Source organism: Archangium gephyra (genome assembly GCF_042230915.1).
Lineage (GTDB): Bacteria > Myxococcota > Myxococcia > Myxococcales > Myxococcaceae > Archangium > Archangium gephyra_B.
In genome coordinates this window covers 2,714,080-2,735,001 of sequence record NZ_CP102578.1, presented here as the reverse complement: position 1 = coordinate 2,735,001, position 20,922 = coordinate 2,714,080, and the positions used below count along the sequence as shown (strand labels likewise).

Annotated in this window: 15 protein-coding genes; 4 read left to right on the top strand and 11 right to left on the bottom strand. The window is 69.9% G+C overall.

The window, feature by feature from the left end; all coding sequences use genetic code 11:
• Positions 1-39: 39 nt before the first annotated feature.
• The 6 genes from NR798_RS10905 to NR798_RS10880 all read right to left on the bottom strand — a co-directional run bounded on the left by NR798_RS10905 (position 40) and on the right by NR798_RS10880 (position 5,964).
• Positions 40-993 (bottom strand): RluA family pseudouridine synthase, encoded by a 954-nt coding sequence (locus NR798_RS10905; protein WP_375771394.1) that lies wholly within the window; start codon positions 991-993, stop codon positions 40-42.
• 10 nt (positions 994-1,003) lie between these two features.
• Positions 1,004-1,684, bottom strand: a complete 681-nt coding sequence (locus tag NR798_RS10900; protein ID WP_375771393.1) for a hypothetical protein — start codon at positions 1,682-1,684, stop codon at positions 1,004-1,006.
• A complete protein-coding gene (locus NR798_RS10895) occupies positions 1,678-2,739 on the bottom strand; it encodes a TadE family protein (protein WP_375771392.1) in 1,062 nt (353 codons plus the stop codon). Before NR798_RS10895 ends, NR798_RS10900 begins: the two co-directional genes overlap by 7 nt.
• Entirely contained in the window at positions 2,739-4,223 is a 1,485-nt protein-coding gene (locus tag NR798_RS10890; RefSeq protein WP_375771391.1) for a pilus assembly protein TadG-related protein, read from the bottom strand. Before NR798_RS10890 ends, NR798_RS10895 begins: the two co-directional genes overlap by 1 nt.
• Positions 4,220-4,891, bottom strand: a complete 672-nt coding sequence (locus NR798_RS10885; protein ID WP_375771390.1) for a pilus assembly protein — start codon at positions 4,889-4,891, stop codon at positions 4,220-4,222. The genes NR798_RS10890 and NR798_RS10885 overlap by 4 nt, the downstream gene beginning before the upstream one ends.
• Before the next feature lie 125 nt (positions 4,892-5,016).
• Entirely contained in the window at positions 5,017-5,964 is a 948-nt protein-coding gene (locus NR798_RS10880; protein ID WP_375771389.1) for a cysteine peptidase family C39 domain-containing protein, read from the bottom strand.
• Between the two features lie 133 nt (positions 5,965-6,097).
• Here NR798_RS10880 and NR798_RS10875 point away from each other — a divergent pair, with 133 nt between their 5' ends.
• The 4 genes from NR798_RS10875 (at position 6,098) to NR798_RS10860 (ending at position 13,726) form a co-directional block, all read left to right on the top strand.
• A complete protein-coding gene (locus NR798_RS10875) occupies positions 6,098-8,845 on the top strand; it encodes a tetratricopeptide repeat protein (RefSeq protein ID WP_375771388.1) in 2,748 nt (915 codons plus the stop codon).
• Between the two features lie 114 nt (positions 8,846-8,959).
• Positions 8,960-10,315 carry a sigma 54-interacting transcriptional regulator gene (locus NR798_RS10870; RefSeq protein ID WP_375771387.1) on the top strand — a complete coding sequence of 452 codons (1,356 nt, stop codon included), beginning with the start codon at positions 8,960-8,962 and terminating at the stop codon, positions 10,313-10,315.
• A 213-nt stretch (positions 10,316-10,528) separates the two neighbouring features.
• On the top strand, positions 10,529-12,340 hold the full coding sequence (locus NR798_RS10865; protein ID WP_375771386.1) for a M4 family metallopeptidase: 1,812 nt from the start codon (positions 10,529-10,531) through the stop codon (positions 12,338-12,340).
• 33 nt (positions 12,341-12,373) lie between these two features.
• Positions 12,374-13,726, top strand: coding sequence for a family 16 glycosylhydrolase (locus tag NR798_RS10860; protein ID WP_375771385.1), 1,353 nt, complete (start codon positions 12,374-12,376; stop codon positions 13,724-13,726).
• A 54-nt stretch (positions 13,727-13,780) separates the two neighbouring features.
• Here NR798_RS10860 and NR798_RS10855 read toward each other — a convergent pair whose 3' ends face one another.
• The 5 genes from NR798_RS10855 to NR798_RS10835 all read right to left on the bottom strand — a co-directional run bounded on the left by NR798_RS10855 (position 13,781) and on the right by NR798_RS10835 (position 20,790).
• Positions 13,781-14,425, bottom strand: coding sequence for a hypothetical protein (locus NR798_RS10855; protein ID WP_375771384.1), 645 nt, complete (start codon positions 14,423-14,425; stop codon positions 13,781-13,783).
• Positions 14,422-17,313, bottom strand: coding sequence for an SH3 domain-containing protein (locus NR798_RS10850; RefSeq protein ID WP_375771383.1), 2,892 nt, complete (start codon positions 17,311-17,313; stop codon positions 14,422-14,424). The genes NR798_RS10855 and NR798_RS10850 overlap by 4 nt, the downstream gene beginning before the upstream one ends.
• Before the next feature lie 115 nt (positions 17,314-17,428).
• Positions 17,429-18,259: a glycosyltransferase family 2 protein gene (locus tag NR798_RS10845; RefSeq protein ID WP_375771382.1), complete on the bottom strand. Its 831-nt coding sequence runs from the start codon at positions 18,257-18,259 to the stop codon at positions 17,429-17,431.
• A 69-nt stretch (positions 18,260-18,328) separates the two neighbouring features.
• The gene (locus NR798_RS10840; protein WP_375771381.1) at positions 18,329-19,966 is read right to left on the bottom strand and encodes a methyl-accepting chemotaxis protein; all 1,638 of its coding nucleotides are present in this window, start codon (positions 19,964-19,966) and stop codon (positions 18,329-18,331) included.
• A 5-nt stretch (positions 19,967-19,971) separates the two neighbouring features.
• Entirely contained in the window at positions 19,972-20,790 is an 819-nt protein-coding gene (locus NR798_RS10835; RefSeq protein WP_375771380.1) for a phosphate ABC transporter substrate-binding protein, read from the bottom strand.
• Positions 20,791-20,922 lie beyond the last annotated feature (132 nt).

Sequence of the window (20,922 nt, the reverse complement as noted above, 5' to 3'; positions counted from 1 at the left end):
AAGGACCACTGGATTGAAGCCAGTCCCAACGGCCAGGGTCTACCCGCGAGCACTCGGGCCAAGAGGGCAAATGGCACCCGGAGGAACAACAACACCCGCCGCCGCGAAGAAGCGCGCGAGGTCCTCTGGAATGGGCGCCTCGAACCGCACCGGTCTGCCCGTGCGCGGATGCCCCAATTCTAGCGCCTGGGCATGGAGCAGGCAGCGCGGCGCGGCGAGCCCTCCCGCCTGCGCGGCGCCTCCGTAACGCTTGTCCCCGAGAATGGGTGCGCCCAGCGCCGTCAGGTGCGCGCGCAGCTGATGCGTCCGCCCCGTCTGGGGCAGCAGCTCCACCAGACAGAAGTCCGCCCCCGCGTGCAGCACGCGGTACTCCGTGAGCGCGGGAATCCCATTCGCCGCGCGCGTCGCCCGCCAGCGTCCCGGCCGCGAAGGGTCCTTCGACAGCGGCAAGTCGATGGTGCCCGCCGAGGGCAGCTCCACCGGGCCCACCGCCGCCAGGTAACGCTTGCGCGCCCGCCCCTCGCGGAACTCCTCCGCCAGCGCCGTCGTCGCCTGGGGCGTCTTCCCGAACACCGTCACCCCGGACGTCTCCCGGTCCAACCGGTGCACCAGGCCCGCCGGCCGCTTCAGGTACTCGCCCACCCGGTCCACCAGGCTGTCCCCGACCCGCCCCTCGGTGGGCTGCGCCGTCATGCCCGCGGGCTTGTCCACCGCAATGAGATCCGCGTCCTCGTGCAGGATGCGCAACGCGGGCCCCGAGGCCGGCGGCGCCGCGAGCGGGCTCTGTCCGCCCTCCTCCAGCACCACCGTCACCACCTGCCCCGCCGCCAGCCGCGCCGCCGCGTCCCGGCTCCGGCGCCCGGCCACGTACACCGCGCCCACGCCCACCAGGCGCTCGGCCTCCTCGCGCGGCACGCCCAGCTCCGCCGCCAGCGCCTCGCCCAGGGAACGGCCCGTCTGGGCGGCTTCGACTCGGAAGGTGCGACGCTTCATCGGCGGGTGACTACCGCGTTTCCGACTCGGGCTCCAGCGGGGGGAACTCTCCGGCCGTCTTGAGGAAGAGGACGGTCTCGACCCAGCCCCCCTGTTGCGAGAGCGACAACCGGAGCTCCTGCTCCTTGCGGCGGAAGAGCAGGGGCGACTCCTCCTTGAACCCGGCGCGCGTGAGCCGTTCGCGATACCAGGCGGCCACCTCGGCCTCCTTCGCGGGGGCCCGGTAGGTGAGCGTCCGTGCGCCCTCGAGGTCCGCGAAGAGGACATTCATCGCCCCGGCGTACACGGGCAGGGAGCTGGGAGCCGGGGCCGGTTGCGCCTCCCCCAACCGCGCCTGGCCGAGCACCACCGTCGTGAGCCCTCCGGGCTCGGGCGTGAGGATGACGGTGTACGAGGTGAAGGTCCGCGTATCCAGCGCGGTGAGGTGGGGCTCGGCGGCCAACCGGGGCTGGTGGCGCTGAATGTAGAAGCCGGCCTCGTCGAAGGCGGTGGCGAAGTATTGGAGGAGGCGCTCCAGCTTCTCCCGGGAGGTGTAGACCTGGATGCGGACGGGGATGCCGCCCACGTTCATCCGGTCCGGCACCTCCACGGTGGACACCAGCCCGGGCACGTCCCAGTGGAAGGGCTCGCGGGCCGGCTGCGCGGGGGCCGCCGCCAGCAACAGCTCGAGCACCAACAGGCAGCTCAGCATTCCTGCAACCCCAGGAAGCACGTGTTGGACGGGCGGCGCTTGGGCGTCGGCTTGTGGTCCACGCCGCCGGTGTTCCTCGGCCGATCGATCTCGTCCTGGGACTCACCGCGGGGGGTGTCCCGCTCGATGTAGTCGTCCTCCTCGCCGCGGTAGCTCATGAAGAAGCCGCTCTCGTCGATGGGGCTGTCGCCCACGAAGAACTCGGCGAACTTGGTGGCATCTCGGCCGGCGGAGCGCCCGTTGGTGTCGAAGACCTTCATGGCCGCGTAATAGAAGGCCGGGTTCTCCGAGCAGGGCACGTCCGGCTGCTCTGGCCGGAGGGGGCAGTGCCCGCTCACCTCGGGGTCCGAGAAGCCGAAGTCTCCCAGCAGGATGCCGTAGCGGCCCTGGCACTTGCCTCCCACGGCGCGGCCCGTCGCGCACACCTTCATGTCCAGCAGCGTGGCGTGCTTCTCGTCGAAGAAGCCGCCCTCCCCTTCCATGAAGCCGGTGGGCAGCGTGGGAAGCCCCTCCAGGTGGGCCTCCGCGGAGCAGCTGATGCCGCCCAGGTTCTCGTAGATGCCATCGAGCACGCTGTCGGTGGGCAGCCCCACGTCCTGTCCGGGCGGGTAGGTGCCCCAGTTGCCGGGCAGCGGTGAGCGCAGCGCGGGGCGCCGGCTCCGGGGAAGATCGAACTCCACCTCCTCGTCCTGGGCGCACCGCACCCGCATGTCGTCCACCCGGGTGAAGGCCTGGGTGATGTGAGCGCGGGAGCCCACGGTGGAGCTGCGTCCATCGAAGTCGCGGTAGCGATCGCGGGCGTTGGCCATCACCCGGGGAGCGATGGAGGGGAAGGCCCCGAAGTCACCGATGGTGTCCCGCTTCTCGAGCATCCGGTGCACCCGGAACGCCGTGCTGTCCCAGAGGGGCGAGACGGCGGCCTCGTGCACCTTGAGCGACAGGTAGCCCACCTCGGCGAAGTGGATGCCGAACATCACCACCGTGACGAAGACGAGCAGGCACAACGCCAGCTCCAGCGTGGACTGACCCCGGGGGGCCCACCGCCTTGCCCTCATCAGTGCACCCCCTTGTAGCCAGCCGCGATGAGCTGCCGGTAGGCCTCGGCCGCGGGACCTCCCACCGTGTCCGGGATGTCGGTGCCGCCGCGCCGCAGGTCTCCCCCGCTGTCGATGTCCGCGGCCACGAGGGTGGCGCGCCAGAAGGGATTCCAGAGGTTGGGCGGCTCGTTCCAGCGTCCGCGCCGGTGGTAGTAGGCCAGCCCGGTGGCGAGCGCGGCCTGCACGCTGATGTCCGTGCCGTCCGCCAGGTGCAGGCCGTGGCTGTCGAAGGTGCTGGCGCTCTCGGGCGTGAAGCGGAAGCGGAAGAGGAGGTTCCAGGGATCGCTGCGCAAGCCGCGCACCTTGTAGTCCCGCTCGGCGAGCGCGAAGAGCTTCGGCTGGGCCCAGAGGTTGCCGTCCGAGTCGTCGGCCGTGTTGTACGTCATGCCGCCGATGAAGGTGCTCGGGCAGTAGATGCGGGGCCAGCAGGACTGGAGCGAGTGCCGGTACTGCTTCTCCATGCCTGGGTCTTCTGCTCCGAGCGTCGGGGTGGCGGGCGTCCACCAGTGGTTGTCGCTGCCATCCTCGAGGTCGGTGGCCTTCACCCCCGCCGTGGCCCTCACGCGGAAGGGGGCGCAGCCGGGGAAGGTGACCTCCACCAGGGCATGATCCTCGGCCCAGGTGAACCACGTCTTGTCCGCCCGTCCGCCGTGACCGAGCGCCGTGCCCCAATAAGCGCTGCCGCCGCCGTTGATGATGCGCGCACGGCCTCCCGCCGCGCCCAGCGCGCCCAGGATGCCCCTGCTCCCCGTGAAGGACGGCAGGCCCTGGCGGCGGGTGGTGAACCCGTAGCCCCGGGTGGCCATGGCCATGTCCAGGGCGTGGCCGCTGCCCCCGGAGGTGGCATGCACCAGCTCGTTCACCGACACCTGCGTCTTCCCCGCGCGCAGTTCCTTCTTGAAGCGGCTGCCCTTGCTCGCCAGCGACGCCAACTGCGCGACGAACGAGGCATCCCCGCCAGCGACGCCCTCCTGCAACCGGCCGAACATCTCGCCCTGCATGCTCGCCAGGTGACCGCCCAGCGTCTGGATGTTGTAGGCCTGCACGCCGGCGCGGGCATCCAGCTCGTGCCACTTGCGCTCGATCTCCGCGTTCTGCTCGTCCAACGCCACCAGGGCGGCGGCGGCGGCGGGACAGCCCTGGGCGGCCATGCGCGCGGCGTTGAGGTTGGCGCGCATCATGCTCGTCCAGCTGGTGAGGCTCAGCACCCCGGCCATGGACACCAGGTGGGCCGTCTGGGCACGGCGCATGAGGGCGATGCTGTTGAAGGTGCGCGCGGTGGCCACCGCGCTGCTGTAGGCGGCCAGGTCCGCCACGCTCTGCGTCTCCATCTTCTCGCGCACCTTCATGGAGAACGAGAGCGTGAGGCACACCATCACCGTGACGAGCAGCAGCGTCAGGCAGAAGAGCACCATCGCCTGGCCACGCCGGCAACGGCTCATAGGCCCTCCGGCGTGAGGGGGCAGTTCTGCTTGCGGAAGTAGCGGGGACGCGCGGGCGTCATCATCCGCATGGCGTAGCTGGCCTGGAGCGGAAAGACATACTCGCGGCGGGCGGCGCGCTCGAGCAGCTCCTCGCGGATGGCCACGTCGAGCGCGGGAGGCGCCCGGCCTTCCCAGTGCGCCGTGCGGGCCGGTTGGAGCGGATCCGTGGAGGAGTACTCCCGCAGCCCCAGCTGGGCCAGGAACATGCGGCCGAGCACCCAGTTGGCGAAGGGGATGCGCATGGGGAACCAGAAGACGAGCCGCGCCTCCAACCGCACCACGTCCTCCACGCTGCCGTAGCGGTTGACGTCGTCGATGGACTCTTCCTCGTCGCCACGCAGCGAGCCGCCCAGCGGGCGCTCCCGGGCAATCCACACGATGGAGCCGGTGTGCCCCCCGTCCGCCTTGGAGTGATAGCGGTTGTCGCGGTGGGTGCGGAAGGCCGCTCCGAGCGCCGCTGGGGAATCCGTCCGGGCGAACGAGGGCAGCAACACCCCGAGCGCCGCATGCGTCATGGCCTCGCAGTCCCCATGCTTGACGCTGCCCGTGCGCACGGCGCGGAACGCCGCGTACTCCGTCAGCGCCCGGGCCTGCAGCAGCATGAAGAGCTGCAGCGTCCCGAGCATGAGGAAGATCGTCAGCGGCAGGGTGAGCGCCGCCTCTACCGTCGCCTGCCCAGACTCTCTGCCCTCCGGGCGGTTGCTACGGCACATGGCGGCGACGGCGGAATGGAGCTCAGCCCGGATTGGGACTAGGAGGACTCACGGCCGAAGTTGCGCCAGTTGGAGCCACCGCCTGGGGTGTTGCCGAGCGCCTCCGCGTTCCTGGCGGACTCCTGGGCGCGCACGGACTCGGTCTCGGGCGCCGCGGCCTGCTCGTTCTCCACGATGAGCATGCCGCCGGACTGGTGCTTGTTGCGCCCGGCGTCGATCGCCTTGTTCAGCTCCTCGGGCTTCACGAAGTAGCTGGAGGCGGTGCCGGGATCCTTCACCATGTACCGGCCCTTCTCGTCCATGCCGTCGATGACCACCCAGTGCGCCTTGCCGGGCTCCTGCGTCTCACCGCGGGCGGTGATGTCCTTGGAGTCCACCATGGCCACGGCCTTGCCGCCGTTCTTCAGGGCCCCATCCAGCGCCCCCTTGTCCAGCCCGGTGGCCCCCTTCTTCACCGCCATGCCCTCGTGCGCCAGCATGTTGGCGAGCTGCGTGGGCGTGGTGCCCTCCTTGGTGGCGAAGCGCGAGCCCAGCTCGTCCATCAGCTGCGCGTCGGACACCGCCTCCTTGCCGCCCTTGGCCTTCGTCAGCATGGCCACCGCCGCCGCGCCGCAGTTGGCGTCCTCGGTCTGCTGGAGCACCGGGGTGGCGCTGCTCCACTTGCCCTTCTCGGCCTGGTCTCCGGCCACCACGTTGTGCTTCTCGTTCACCGAGTTGACCAGGTCCTTCAGGGACTTCGTCTCCACGGGCGCCAGCTGCTCGAGCTCCGGGGCAATCGCGTGGATCGCATCCGCGAACTTCGACTCCCACTCCTTCTGGACCTGGGAGATCTGCTCGAACAGATCCTTGCCACCCGGCACCGCCGTGCTGGTCACACTGGCCGGAGCGGGCGTGGCTGACGTGGGGGCCTGCACCCTGGGCTGCGAGGCAATCTCCAGCGACCGGGAGAGGGCACTACCCACCAGCGAGGACAGTTTCACGCTCATCTCGAACCCCACCTGACTTGGAAAATCGCGAATCTTGCGTATTTATCGACGCGGGCCGTCAGAAGTTTCTTCGGACAGCGCACAATGTAGCAGTTTTGCAAACAAACCGTCCAGGTGGAATCCTCCGAAACCCATGAGAGAGTCGAAGAGCCGGAGCAAGGGGAAGGGCACGAGCGGGTCCGCGCCGAACACCGGCCGTTCGCGTTCCCAGCGGGGCCGGGCGCCGGAGGACGTGCCACCCGTCTCCCAGGTGGGGCGCTACCTGCTGTTGGAGCGGCTGGGCCAGGGCGGCATGGGGGTGGTGTACGCCGCGTATGATCCGGATCTGGATCGCAAGGTGGCCCTCAAGCTGCTGCAGACGGAGGGGCAAATCTCCGAGACGGCGCGGGCGAGGCTGCTGCGCGAGGCGCAGGCCATGGCCCGGGTCTCCCACCCCAACGTCATCCCCATCTTCGACGTGGGCGTGTGGGGCGATCAGGTGTTCCTCGCCATGGAGCTGGCGGACGGGGGCACGCTGAGCAACTGGTTGGAGGGGGAGCGCTCCTGGCGCGAGGTGCTGGAGCAGTTCCTGGCGGCGGGCCGGGGACTGCAGGCGGCGCACGAGGCGGGGCTGGTGCACCGGGACTTCAAGCCCGCCAACGTGCTGGTGAGCCGCGCCGGCCGCGTCTACGTCACCGACTTCGGCCTGGCCCTCCAGGTGGGGGCGCCCGAGCGGGAGGAGGACACCCTCTCGGAGGAGGCCCGGCAGTTGCTGCCGCCCGAGCGCCGGATGCTGGAGGCCACCCTCACCCAGACGGGCGTGGTGCTGGGCACGCCCAACTACATGTCCCCGGAGCAGTACCAGGGGCGCGAGGTGGACGCGCGCTCGGATCAGTTCAGCTTCTGCGCGGCGCTCTACTGGGGCCTCTACCGCAAGCGGGCCTTCGAGTCCTCGCGCATGCGGGCGTTCGCCACGTCGCGCTCGCGGCCGGAGGCGTCGGATCGCACCGAGCCCATGGAGCCGGAGGCCGTCCCCGCGGATCTCATCCAGGAGCCGCCGAAGGACAAGAAGGTGCCCGCGTGGGTGCGGCAGGCGCTGATGCGCGGGCTGGCGCTCGACCCCGAGGCGCGCTTCCCATCGATGAAGGAGCTGCTGGCGGCGCTGTCGCAGGAGCAGCGGCGCGTGAAGCGGCAGCGGTGGGTGGCGGCGGCATGCACTGTGGCGGTGGGGCTGGCGGTGGTGGGAGGCACGGCGTACCGGCAGTCCCGGCTGTGCGCGGGCGCGGGGGAGCTGATGGCCGGGGTGTGGGAGCCCTCGGCGCGCGGCAAGGTGGAGGCGGCCTTCCTCGGCACGGGCAAGCCCTTCGCGAAGGAGACGGCCTCGCGCGTGCTGGGCGTGCTGGACGAGTACGCGGCCGGGTGGACGCGGCAGCGCACCGAGGCGTGCGAGGCCACGCGCGTGCACGGGACGCAGCCCGAGGAGCTGCTGTCGCGGCGCGTGGTGTGCCTGGAGCGGCGGCGCAAGGACCTGGGCGCCCTGGTGGGGGTGCTGGCCGAGGCGGACGGCGCGCTGGTGGAGAAGGCGCTGGACGCGGCGCACGCGCTGCCCGCGTTGCAGGAGTGCGCGGACGCGGAGTCGCTCTCCGAGCAGCAGCGGCTGCCCTCGGACGCGGCGAAACGCGCCGACATCGCGCGGCTCGAGGAGCGGCTCGCCGAGGTGAAGGCGATGGTGGACGCCGGCCGCTACCCGGCGGCGCTGGAGAAGGCGCGCCAGCTGGAGGCCCCCGTGCTGGCCACCACCCACCTGCCGCTGGTGGCCGAGCTGCGCTTCCACCTGGGCTGGCTCCAGGAGCAGCTGGGCGAGTCCACCGAGGCGGCGAAGCTGCTCTCGCAGGCAGTCTACGACGCCGAGGCGGGACGGGCGGACCGGCTGAAGGTCTCCATCCTCAACAAGCTGCTCTTCGTGGAGGACGGGCAGAAGCACTTCGGGCAGGCGGAGGGCTGGGGCGGGCTGGCCGGGGCCACGCTGCGGCGCCTGGGCGGCGAGCCGGTGCTGGAGAGCGACGTGCTGGTGAACCGGGCCAACCTGGAGATGTCCCAGGGACGCCCCGCGGAGGCGCGCGCGCTCTTGGAGCAGGCGCGGGTGCTCCAGGGGAAGGCGCTGGCGGCGGGCCATCCGAAGCGGGCGCGCACCACCTTCCTGCTGGGGCGCGTGATGCTGGAGCTGGGCGAGGGCCCGAAGGCGGTGGCGCTGCTGGAGGAGGCCCTGAAGCAGACGGAGGCCTCGGTGGGCGCGCTGCACCCGGACATGGCACGGCGCCACCTGCTGCTCTCCTACAGCCTGCGGGAGATGGGACAGCACGCCCAGGCCCTGGAGCACGCGCGCGCGGCGGCGGGCGTCCGCGAGGCGCTCTTCGGCAAGGACAGCGTGCAGGCCGCGGAGGCCGTGGACGAGGTGGGCATGTGCCTGCTGGACCTCAAGCGCCACGAGGAGGCGCTCGCGGCGTTCGAGCAGGCGCTCGCGGCCAAGCGCAAGGCGCTGCCCCCCGAGGACGAGCAACTCCAATACTCCTATGACGGCGTGGGCCAGGCGCTGCTGGGCCTGGGACGGGAGAAGGACGCGGTCGAGCCGCTGCGGCAGGCCGTGGCCTTCACCTCGGCACCGCCGGACGTGCTGGCGGTGTCGGGCTTCGCCCTGGCCCGTGCGCTCTGGGTGACGGGCCAACAGCCGGAGGCACGCGCCGAGGCGGCCCGGGCCCGCGAGCGCTTCACCCAGGCCGGAATGGCACCGCGCGTGTCCGAGGTGGACACGTGGCTCGAGTCCCTCCCGAAGGAGGAGCCCAAGCCGGAGAAGTCCAAGCGCCGCCCGGTGAAGCCCACCCGCCGCCCGACGCGCCTGTAATCGGATTGCGCATGCTCCCTCTCCCTCTGGGAGAGGGCGGGGGGTGAGGGTCGTGGCCTCCGGGAACCGTGACAAGCCGTGTCACGGGAGCGCGGAGCGTGATAGCGTCCGCCCGTGGCGTCGCACGAAGAAGACGAGAATTCGGGCGCGACAGCGACCCTGCACCGGGCCGGTCCAGGCCGGGTTCGGCTGAAGCTGCTGGTGCTCTCTGGCGCGGAAGCAGGGCGCAGTCTTTCGCTCGAGAAAGGCGAGTACACGGTGGGCAAGGCCCCCACGTGCGACGTCGTCCTGAGTGACAAGACCATCTCGCGGCAGCACCTGAAGCTGCAGGTCCGCGAGGAGCACGTGCTGGCGGTCGACCTGGACTCGCGCAACGGCTCCTTCTGCGAGGGGCTGCGCTTCTCCCAGCTGGAGCTGCGCGCGGGCAGTGTCATCACCCTGGGCACCACCGAGCTCAAGCTGGTGCCGGAGGACACCCGGGAGCGCTCGCTGCTGCTCTCGGCGCGCGAGCGCTTCGGCGCCCTGGTGGGCAGCAGCCGCAAGATGCGCGAGGTCTTCACCCTGCTGGAGCGCATGGCACCCGGCGGCTCGGACGTGCTCATCCAGGGCGAGACGGGCACCGGCAAGGAGCTGTGCGCCGAGGCGCTCCACCAGGAGAGCAAGCGCGGCAAGGGGCCCTTCGTCATCGTGGACCTGGCGGGCATCGCCCCCTCGCTCATCGAGTCGGAGCTCTTCGGCCACGTGAAGGGGGCCTTCACCGGCGCCCAGAGCGACCGGGCCGGGGCCTTCGAGCGGGCGAGCGGCGGCACCGTCTTCCTCGACGAGGTGGGCGAGCTGCCGTTGGACCTGCAGCCGAGGCTGCTGCGCGTGCTGGAGCGCCGGCAGGTGAAACGGGTGGGCGCCAACGACTACCGCACGGTGGACATGCGGGTGGTGGCGGCGACGCACGTGGACCTGGAGAACGCGGTGAAGGAGGGGAAGTTCCGCCGCGACCTGTTCCACCGGCTCGCCGTGCTGCGCGTCACGCTGCCGCCCCTGCGCGAGCGGCCCGAGGACCTCCCCCTGCTCGTGGACGCCGTGCTGGAGCGGATGGGCAAGCCGCCCAGCACGCTGTCGGCGCAGACGCGGGCACTGCTCACCCAGTACCCCTGGCCGGGCAACGTGCGCGAGCTGCGCAACGTGGTGGAGCAGGTGGTGAACCTGGGCGAGGAGGCACTCCCGGAGATGCCCCCGCTCCCCGGTGACGGAGGCCCGGACGGGCCGCGCACCACCACGGCCGAGCTGGAGCTGCCCTTCAAGGAGGCCAAGGAGCGGCTCATCGAGGGCTTCGAGCGCGACTACCTCAAGAGCCTCATCGAGCGCTGCGAGGGCAACATCTCGCGGGCCTCGCGCGAGGCCGGCATCGACCGCGTCTACCTGCGCAAGCTGCTGCGCAAGCACGGGCTCGAGGACCGCGACGGCGGCGCGTGAAGTGAGGTGGTGACAGCCGTCACCACCCCGTGACGGCAGTCACCAGGGGGAGCCCGGTGCGGCATGGTGACGGGAGTCATCAGCCCCGGTGCGAGTCCCCTGGGCAGATCGTGTGAATTCAAGGGCTTCGGGTTCGAGCGCCATGACGCAACGCGTTGGCACACAACCTGCTCTGCACTGCGCACGAGACTTACTCACAGAAAGACTCCCGCCATGCAGATCTCCAACCGCAGCCAGAAGCCGTCCGTCGCCACGACGTCCACCACCACCCCCCGTGAGCTCCCGCTGTCCTCGCCGAAGGGCCAGGCCCGTAACACCACGGGTTTCGAGTCGGCCTCGAGCTTCGCGCCGACCAGCAAGCGCACCGCGGTGGCGCTCACCGCGCAGCAGGCCGCCTCCCCCACCACCGGCCCGCTGGCCCTGAGCAGCCCGCAGGCCCAGGCCGCCATCCAGAAGTCGCTCGACTTCCTCCAGCAGCAGACGGGCTCGCTGGCTCGCGGCGTGGCGCCCGGCGCCGGCATCTCCCAGTCCGTCACGCCCCGCTCCGTCGAGCGTGACGCGCTGGGCATGACGCACGTGCGCCTGGACCGCACGCACGAGGGCGTGAAGGTCTTCGGCGAGCAGCTCATCAGCCACCTGGATCAGCAGGGCAAGGTGTCGGGCCTCACGGGCAACGTCTCCACCATCCCCGCCGGGCTGGGCTCGCAGCCGGTGAAGCTGTCGGCCAACGACGCGCTCGCCATTGCCCAGAAGGACTTCGCGGGCAGGACGGACCGCGCGCCCACCTCCGAGCGCGTCATCTACCAGGGCAAGGACGGCAACTACCACTCGGCCTTCCACGTGGAGCTCACGCACACGAAGGGCCTCGAGGGCGACGAGCGCCCCCGCCGCATGAACTACCTGGTGGACGCCAACAGCGGCGAGATGCTCACGAGCTTCAACCAGATGGGCGGCATCGAGCTGCCCCAGGCGAAGGCGGGCGGCACCACGGGTGGCTCCACGCCGGCTCCGGCCCCCGCGCCCGTGCCCGGCAAGCCGACCACGCCCACCACGGGCAAGGCGGATGACACCAGCCTCTACAGCGGCAAGGTGGAGCTCTCCACGAAGAAGAACACGGATGGCACCTACAGCCTGGAGGACGCCAGCCGCGGCAAGGGCGTGGTGACGCTCGACGCGCAGAACAAGGAGCAGGCCACCAGGCCGGTGAAGATCACCGACAAGAACGACGTGTGGGGCGAGACGTCGGACCCCACGCGCAACCGGGCCGCGGTGGACGCGCACTACGGCGCGCAGATGACGTACGACTTCATCAAGGACGTGCTCGGCCGCGACTCGCTGGACGGCAAGGGCGAGAAGCTCGTGTCCAACGTGCACATCAGCACCAACTTCGTGAACGCGTACTGGGACGGCACGCAGATGAACTACGGCGATGGCGACGGCAAGACGGCCGGCCCGCTCACCACGCTGGACATCGCCGGGCATGAGATCGCCCACGGCCTCACCGAGCGCACCGCGGGCCTCCTCTACGAGGGCGAGTCCGGCGGCCTCAACGAGGCGATGAGCGACATCATCGGCTCGGGCGTGGAGTGGTACGCGGCGCAGAAGAACTCCGCCGTGGAGTTCGACTGGAAGGTGGGCGAGGACGCGTGGACGCCGGCCAACGGCAACGGGGACGCGCTGCGCTACATGGATGACCCGACCAAGGACGGCTACTCCGTGGACAACTACAAGAACTACCCGAAGCAGACCGAGGTCCACGGCTCCAGCGGCATCGCCAACAACGCCTTCTACCTGCTGGCCCAGGGCGGGAAGAACCGCACCTCCGGCCTCGAGGTGAAGGACGGCGTCGGGATGGAGAAGGGCCTGAAGATCTTCTCGCGCGCCCTCGAGCACTACATGACGCCGAAGACCACCTTCGCCCAGGCCCGCCAGGCCACGGTGCAGGCCGCCACGGACCTGTACGGCGCCAACTCGGCCGAGGTGAAGAAGGTCCAGGAGAGCTGGACCGCGGTGGGCGTGAACTGACCAGAGAACCGTGTTTCACACACAGGAAAGACCATGAACCGACACACCCTCATTTCGAGCCTCCTGGCCGCGAGCTGTCTCGCCGCCGTCACCGGCTGCGCACCCGAGACCGTGGAGTCCGAGCCTGAAGCGCTCGGGACCCGGGAGCAGGCGGAGCTGGGCTACAACCCGGGCGCCGGCTGGAACCTCGTCTGGCAGGACGAGTTCGACGGGACGAGCCTGAACACCGGCAATTGGACCGTGCTGACGAGCAACTGGGATCCCGTCACGAACAACTGCAACTTCGGCACGGGCGAGCTGGAGTTCCCCCGGGCGCAGAACGTCACGGTGGGCGGCGGCAAGCTCGTCCTCACCGCGGAGCGCACGAGCGACAACCCGGTGGACTCGCGGTGCACGGGCTACGGCCCGCGCTCGTTCTACTCTGGCCGCCTGCACACCAAGGGCAAGGTGGAGCGGCAGTACGGGAAGATCGCCGCCAGCATCAAGGTGCCCTCCGGCTACGGCATGTGGCCGGCGTTCTGGACGCTGGGCGGGAACATCTCCTCGGCCGGATGGCCGGGCTGCGGGGAGATCGACATCCTCGAGTGGCACTCCAATGAGCCCACGTGGATGAAGGCCGCCACGCATTGGTACAACGGCGGGCAGGCGGACTGGGGCACGGGCGCGAGCGGCGGCTACAACCTCGCCGACTCCTTCCACACCTACGAGGTGGAGTGGACCGCCAGCAGCATGGTGTTCCGGCTGGACGGGAACATCGTGTCGAACACGTACTACCACAACGAGACCGAGTTCCAGCAGCCGCACTACATCATCCTGAACCTGGCGCTGGGCGGGAACTGGTACGGCAACCCGAGCCCCGCCAGCATCGATCTGCCCTCCGGCGTGAGGAAGACGATGGAGGTGGAGTGGGTGCGCTGGTACCAGCAGGGCGGCGCCACGGGCGTCTCGCTCACCAACCCGGGCTTCGAGTCGGACATGACGGGCTGGGCCACCTGGAGCCCCAACGGCACCGAGGCGGCGGACTTCTCCGAGACGTACAACGGGGGCCACTCCGGCGCGTACCACCTGTCGCACTGGAACAACGCGTCGCCGTTCGAGGTGTGGACGTACCAGCCGCGCTCGGGGCTGGCGGCGGGCAACTACAAGGTCCGCGCGTGGGTGCGCAAGGGAGGCGGCTTCGACATCGCGCGCCTCCAAGCGAAGACGTGCGGCTCGTGCGCGCCTGTCTTCACGGACCTGGGCACGTACGGCAACTGGACGCTGGTGGAGACGCCTGCCATCTATGTCTCCGGCGGCTACCTCGAGCTGGGTTTCCACACCCGTGCCAGCGTGGGCAACCCGGGCAATTACATCCACATGGATGATGTGGAGCTGATCCGCCTGTGATGGCCGTCCCGCCCCCGCCCTCTCTCCGGAGACGGCGGGGGCCGAGCTATGGGGTCAGCGGAGGGAGTCGAACCCCGTACGAGTCACGCCTGGCAGTCCTTCCACGTGCTCAATGGGCCCCAAGCGCACCTCGATCTCCGCCAGGGCCTCCTTGAGCAGCGGATTGTTGAGACGGTGCAGTTCGGCGTTGGAGTCCCCATGCGTTGCTCCGTCCCGGAACAATGTGTGGTCCATCGATAACACGCCATAGGGCTCGTGCGTCTCGAACAGGAGGACTCCCTCCGCAGCGCCGCGCACCCAGCCTCGCACTGGCGCTCGGGCTGTCGCGGTGCGTACCCAGACATAGAGATCGAACGTCAGCTCCACCCCAGTGAGCGGGCCATGCGTGGTCCGCACGAGCTCGACCAGCCTGCGTTCGAACCCGGTATGGGACGTCTCCTGCTCGTTCCAATCGGACTCCAATACCGGGGGTGGTGGCGCTCCCGGCGGCCCGTTGAAATGGGCGGTGCGCACTCGCGCGATGGGGCGCAAGACCTCCAGCAAGTCGGCCAGCTGACCCGCGCCCCACACATTGAGCTCACGGGCCTCGTCGCTCGCTGGCCGGCTCCGTGGGTGCCACGTCCAGCTGGCCGCGTATTTGAAGCGGCGCCAGGTATCCAGCAGCGGTTCAAGGGTGTCCTCGTCTCGCCAAGAGCTCATTTCATCACCTGCTCGAAGTGCACCGCGAAGCGCCCGGATTTCAACTCGAGCACCACGCGAACGAGCTGTCCATGGACGTTTTTGTAGAAGATCTCCACCCAGCGTGTGGCGCGGCTGTCTCGTGGGTTGGGGGAGTTCTTCGAGGCCCACTCGGCGAGCTGTGCGGTGCTCACATCGGTGTTACCCGCTTCGCGAGCATCGAGCCGGATGAGCCCCTCGGCCTCCCCACTCCTGGCTGATTCGGCCTTGAGCTGGCTATGGGCCTTGCTGACATTGCTGCTGACAGAGGTCGCCGACAGCGGCTTGCCGGCCTCACCAATGGCTTTGCACTCCGCCAGCCGGCTCCCCGAGGGCAACTCCACCCGGAACTCGGGCATTTTCTCACCGGGCACGGGGCTCTCGGCCAGGCCCTTGACCTGCCGGCCGGGCCCAAGCGGAGTCTTGCCGGCCAGAATGTCCTCCACCAGCCGCAGCTCGGCGAGGGCTTCGGCCTTGTCCAGGGCGTTCGCGCGCCAGAAGCGGCTCATGAAATCGCCCGAGACGCGCTGGCCGTGACGCGTCAAGAACGCCAGGTAGGCATTGAGCGCGCTCTGCATCGCTGAGTTGGCAAGGGTGCCCTTCTGGTTGAGCCGCAGCGACTCCATGAGCGAGGCACGCGCGACCCCGTCGGTGCCCACCTGCTCGAGCGTCTTGAAGAAGGCCTCGCGGAAGACGCGCGGCTTGCCTCCGAGGAAGTTGAGGCCGTTGGTGCCGAGCTCCCCCTTCAACCCCTTGAGCGTCACGGCATCTGTCACGCTCAGCAGAGCCTCGGCCGCGCTCTTGGTGATGCCCAACTCCTTGGCGAGCGCAGCCACCTGCACGCGGGAAAGCACCTCACGGGGAGAGGGAAGCTTCGAGCCGCTCTCTTTGTACTCGCCGACTCTCTTCCGGAGCCAGGTGCCCAGCCGGCTCTCTCCGAAGGCCCTGGCGAACGCGGTGCCCTTGAGCTTGCCGAGCGCGGTCTGGACTCCCTTGGCCGCAGCCCACATGACCAGCGCCTCGACCAGCACGCCCGCGCAGATGCCAATCGCCTCGGCCAACTCGAGCGCCGCCTGCTCGAGCTTCTCGTGGTCTCCGTGGGCGTTGCATACGCTGGTGAAGAACCTGGCAAAGGCCGAGCCAATGCGCGTGACAGAGTCGCCGATCCACTTGAGGAGGAAGCCCAGCCCGAGCCACTCCATCAGCGCCAACCCCACCTTGAAGCCAGCGGCGGCCCCAGGCGCGGCTCCCGCCCCAGCGCCGAGCACGAACCCGATCACCGCACCGATCAACGTGGAGAGCGCCAACAGCACCACCGCGCCCGCCGCTAGCAACAGCAGCGAGGTAAGGATGGAGACAATGGACTCCTCGACATGCCGCCGGACGGCCGGGCCAATGTGCCGGAGGGCAAGCCGGATGGCCTTACGGAAGTCGGCCTGGAGCTGACCGATCCGCTCGAGGGCCCTGGCCACGCCGAGTTCGGCGGCGGCCTCATAGCTATATGAGCCACTGCTGACTTGGCCGCGCAGTGCCTCGGCGAATTCCTGGCTGGGAACCCAGATGAGCTCACCGGCCTGGAACCGCAGTTCCTTCCACCCCTTGACCGTGCGAGGGATGGGGCGCTTGTTCACCGCCGCCAGCACGGCCACGTAGAAGCCCAGATCCTGCCCCCACCGGATGTTCTCGAAGTGAGCCTCGGCGATGGCGATGGCGGTGCCCGAGAGGCCTGGGACGACCCGGTGGAGTCGCACGTTCGGCTCGGGCAGCGGATGTTGGGGTGCAAGCCAGACGTAGTCCGCGGAGACGTAGCCCATGCGTCCGTCCCGGGTGGATACCTGCAACCACCTGCCGGGCAGGCGCTTCACCACGTGAAGGAGCGTGTTGAAAGGCAGGCCGCCAATGACGTTGTCGTCCTTCGTAGACGGGCTGGCGCGCAACCGGAGCACTGGCGCCCCATCCCAGATGACGATTCCCAGGTCGTTGACCTCCTCGCCCTCCGGAGACTGTCGCTCCACGGACTGCGCCAGCGCCACCTTCTTGCCGGGGATGACGGCCACGGGGGTGGCACCGCGCTGGGAGGGGGTCTCCTCCTGGCGGAGAACCTCGTCTTGGAGCAGAGCCCACAGCTCACGGTCATCCTCCGAATTCGTGCCCACGGGCTTTCGCCCGGTGACGCGCTCGAACTCGTGATCCACGCGCGTGCGGAGAGCTTCCCTCGCCTGCTCGGAGCGCTCGGTAAGCCGCTTGCGTCGAGCCTCTGCGGCCGCCGCAAACTGCTCAGCGTCCAACCCGAGCCGCGAGCGCATCACCTCCTCGTAGAGGCTCGCGCTGATGTACACATCGAGAAAGCCGCGGCTGACATCCTCATGGGTGAGATTGAAGTCCCGGGTCGTCACGTGTTTCTTGGCAACAAAGGCCCGGGCCTCCGTGTCCGTCTTCAGGCCGAAGATCTGCTTGCACCCGAGCACGGTGAAGTCTTCGCCGCGCACCTTCTTGAGAACCTTGATGCGAAAGGGACCATAGCGCCGCGAAGGTGGAGCATCCTGCTGGGCGCTGACCTGGAGCTGCGGGGCGGCGCGCGCTCCCGTGAGTGCCACCAGCCTCCCCACAGAGAACGCCTCAGCGAGGCGCTTCTTGAGTAACTCGTCCTCCTGCTCTCTCCGAGAGCCCGACAATCCCAAAGACTGGCTGCCCTCGAGTGCCTCGTAGATCTCCCGGAGGCTCTGCTTGCGCGAGCGGAGCCACTGATCGAGCACCCTGCTCACTTGAGAGGGGGAGACACGGCGGCCCGTGTCCTTGGCCTCTTCGTCATTCCACCAGACGACGATGTAGGGTGAGGATGGACCGGGTAGAATCCACTGGTTGGACATCAAGCCCCCGAGGAGACGATCGGGCGGATAGTAGTCGCGGCTCCACTCCTCTACAAAGCCGGGCTTCGAGTCGGGGATGACGGGCTGGACTTCTCCGCCTGTAACCCGGTATCCGCTACGGGGCCCGGGTGCGCTCCTCCCGCACGAGGGCGAACACCTCCCCGTAGCGGCCCTCGTCGAAGGCCTTCCGCAGCTCGTGAAACCCGCCCTGTCGCAGCGCGTGGAGGTGGCGGTACTTGGCGGAGTGGTAGTTGGACACGGCCCAGGCCAGCCGCAACGCATCCAGCCCTCCGCGCCAGAGCGCGCCATGCACCAGGCAATCTCGGATCAGGTGCGCGGGGCGCTGGAGGGCGGCGGGCTTGAGCCGCCTGCCTTCCGCGAAGGCGCGCACGGCCCAGAGCAGGGCATAGCGCTCCTCCTTCTCCGCGCGGCCCTCGAGCGAGGTGGCGAAGCGGTGATCGATGGGAGCGTGCAGGCGGGGGGCGTGCATCCGGGGCAGCGCCTCGTGGACGATCATCTCCGGGCGCCATACGGCCGCATCCCGGCGGACCAGGCGCGCACGCCAGTGGGTGCGATAGCGGAAGCGGTGCCCCTTCAGCTCGGCCCAGTCGCGGCACGGCAGGCGGTAGGCGGGCTCCACCGGGTGGGAGTCGCGCCAGGCCCGGATGACGGGCAGGGCCTCCGGCGCCAGGCGCTCGTCCGAGTCGAGATACAAGACGTAGTCACAAGGGCCCAACGCCTCCACGGCGGCGGCCCGTGCGGCCCCGTAGCCCCTCCACGCGTGGGAGACCGAGCGGGCGCCCATGCTCCGCGCGAGCTCCACCGAGCCATCCGTGGACTGGGAGTCCAGGGCCACGACCTCGTCGCAAACGGCGCGCAGGCTCTCCAGGCACGCTCCGAGCGTGTCGCGGTTGTTTCCGTGGATGACGTAGCCGCCAAGCTTCATGGGTCCGGGCTGATACCTGATCCCACCCGGCGATTGAAGTCACTCGGTGAGCGGACGCCAGCGCGGCCCTCACAACCGGAAGCCGGAGAGGGCGTCGGTCAGCCGGGCCGTCGTGCTGCGCAGCTGCTCGGCGGACTTGCGCATGGCGTCCACCGACACCACCGCCTTGTCCGTCGTGCGTGACAGCTCGTTCACCGCCGAGAAGATCTGCCCCACGCCCTCGTGCTGTTGCTTCACCACCTTCACGATGCGCCGCAGGCTGGTGCTCGACTCCTGGAGCATCCGGGTGAGCTCCTCCAGGCGCTCGCCTCCCGTGCGCACCTGCTCGAGCTCCTCCTCCATCCGGGCGCGCCCCTTCGCGGTGATGGCCACCGTGTTGCGCATGGCCCCACTGGAGCGCCTCAGCTGCTCGCGCACCGCCACCGTCTCCTTCACCGAGCGGTCCGCCAGCGAGCGGATCTCCACCGCCACCACCCGGAAGCCCTGCCCTTCCTGCCCTGCCCGTGCCGCCTCGATGCCCGCGCTCAGCGCGAGCACGTGACTCTGCTCGGCCAGGTCCCGCACCGTCTCCGTGAGGGTGGACACCTTCACGCTGTGCTCGGCCAGCTCCACCACGTGCTGGGCGATGGCATCGAACTGGCCGCGCAGCTCCTGAATGCCCCGCAGGCTCTCGGCCAGCACCGCCATGCCGGAGCGCCCCACCTCGTCGGCCCGCTCGGCCGCGTTCAGCACGCCGGCCGCCTGACTCGCCGCCAGGTCCGACGTCTGGCTGATCTCCTCGGCCACCGCGTTCGTCTGCGTCACCGCCGCCGCCTGCCGCTCGATGCTGCGCCCCTGCTCGTCCGCCGCGCTCGCCAGGCGCTCCACCGCCTCGGCCATCTCCAGGCCCGCCTGCCGCACCGCCCGCATCAGCTCGCGCAGCTGCGACACCATCTGCCCGAGGATGCGCGAGAGCTGGCCAATCTCATCCTCGCCCGGGGTGGCGAGCTGCAGGGACAGGTCCCCCTTCTCCACCTGCCGCGCCGCCACCATCAAGGCCCGCAGGGGCTGGGTGATGGAGCGCCCCACGCCAATGAGGAACAGGAGCAGGAAGAGCCCGAGCCCCATGCCCGCCAGCGCGAGCCCCCACCACGCCTCGCGCAGCGTGCGCCCCACCTCCAGCTCCAGCTCGCTCGAGCGCAAGCGCAGGCTGTTGGCCGCCGCCTCGAGGAGCTCGGCCAGCCGCGCATAGCGGCGCGTGTGGGCCCCCTCCAGGAAGTCCGCGAGCGCCCGGCTCCGCTCGGCCTCGGGGGCGGCGAAGACGCGTGTGCGCACCGCCCGGGCGTAGCCGTTCCAGGTCCCCCGCGCGTCCTCCACGTACAGGCGGGCGTCCGGGGCATCCGTTACCGCCAGCGCCCGCTCGAAGCGCGCGTCCACGCCCGCGGCGATCTCCTCCCACTGCCTGCGCAGCAGCCGCGCACCATCCTCGCTGGAGGGCGCGAGCATGAGGTGCAGCACCGCGCGGGCGGCGTGCAGCTCCCCCAGCAGCGCCTGGACCGTGTCGTACGTCTCCGACTGCAGCTTGAGCTGCCGGTGCACGGGACCGCCAACCTGGAACTCGTTCAGCGCGTACACATGGACCGCGTGGCTCGCCACGAACACCGCGAGGATGATGACGCTGAGCAGCGAGAGCTTGTGACGGACCTTCAGCCTGCGCAGGAAGGACATGGCGCTCAGCGGGCCTCGCGGACGGGAACGAAGGAGCGCGCGACGATGGCCTGTCCCTCGGGCGACATCACGTAGTCGAGGAAGGCCTTCAGTGGCCCCTCGGGCACGCCGCGGGTCGCCAGCACCAGCGGCCGGGACAGCGGGTAGTCCGCCGTGCGGATCGCCGCGGGCTCCGGCGCCACGCCCTCCAGCGGCACCACCCGGACGCCCTGGACGCCAGGCGCCAGCGTCCCGAACGACAGCGCGTGCGGATGCGCGGCCACGAAGGACAGGACCTCGCGGGGGTGCTTGAAGGCCTGCGTGGGGGCGAACGGGGCGCCCTCCATCACCGCATCCCGGAAGAAGTCCGTCGTGCCCGAGCCGGTGGACAGCTCCACCGTCACGAGTTCCACGGGGGCATCCGGCCCACCCACCTCCTTCCAGTTCTTCACCTGGCCGGTGAAGAACGCCTTGAGCTGGGACCGGCTGAGGGCCGGGACGGGATTGTCCGGGTGGACGTACGCCGCGAGCGCGGCATACCCGATGATGACGTAATAGGGGTGCTGGGCCTTCTCCGTGCTCTTGAGCGAGCGCGCCAGGCCGCTCAGGTCCGCGTGCCCCTCCATCAGGAGCTTGAAGCCCTCCGAGGAGCCGACGTAGTGCTTCGCCTCGACGGGCAGCCCTCCCCTGCGGACGAAGCCCTCGCTGAGCGGGGGCAGGACGGTGTCGCTGATGCTGCCGGAGCCCGCGTAGACGAGCGGCTTCGCGGCTTCGGCCGGCCGCTGGCAGCTCAGGCTTCCCCCGAGCAGCAGGGCCATCCCGAGCACCCACGCGCGGGCTTTCACCCCGAGGCGGGCCCCAGGAGTCTGGACAGTGGAGACGGACACGGCGGCACAGGAGTCTAACGAACGGGGACCGGGCACGGTGTACACGGAGAGTACGGGCGGAGCGGAGCGGGCCTGCCTGCCCTCCGGCCT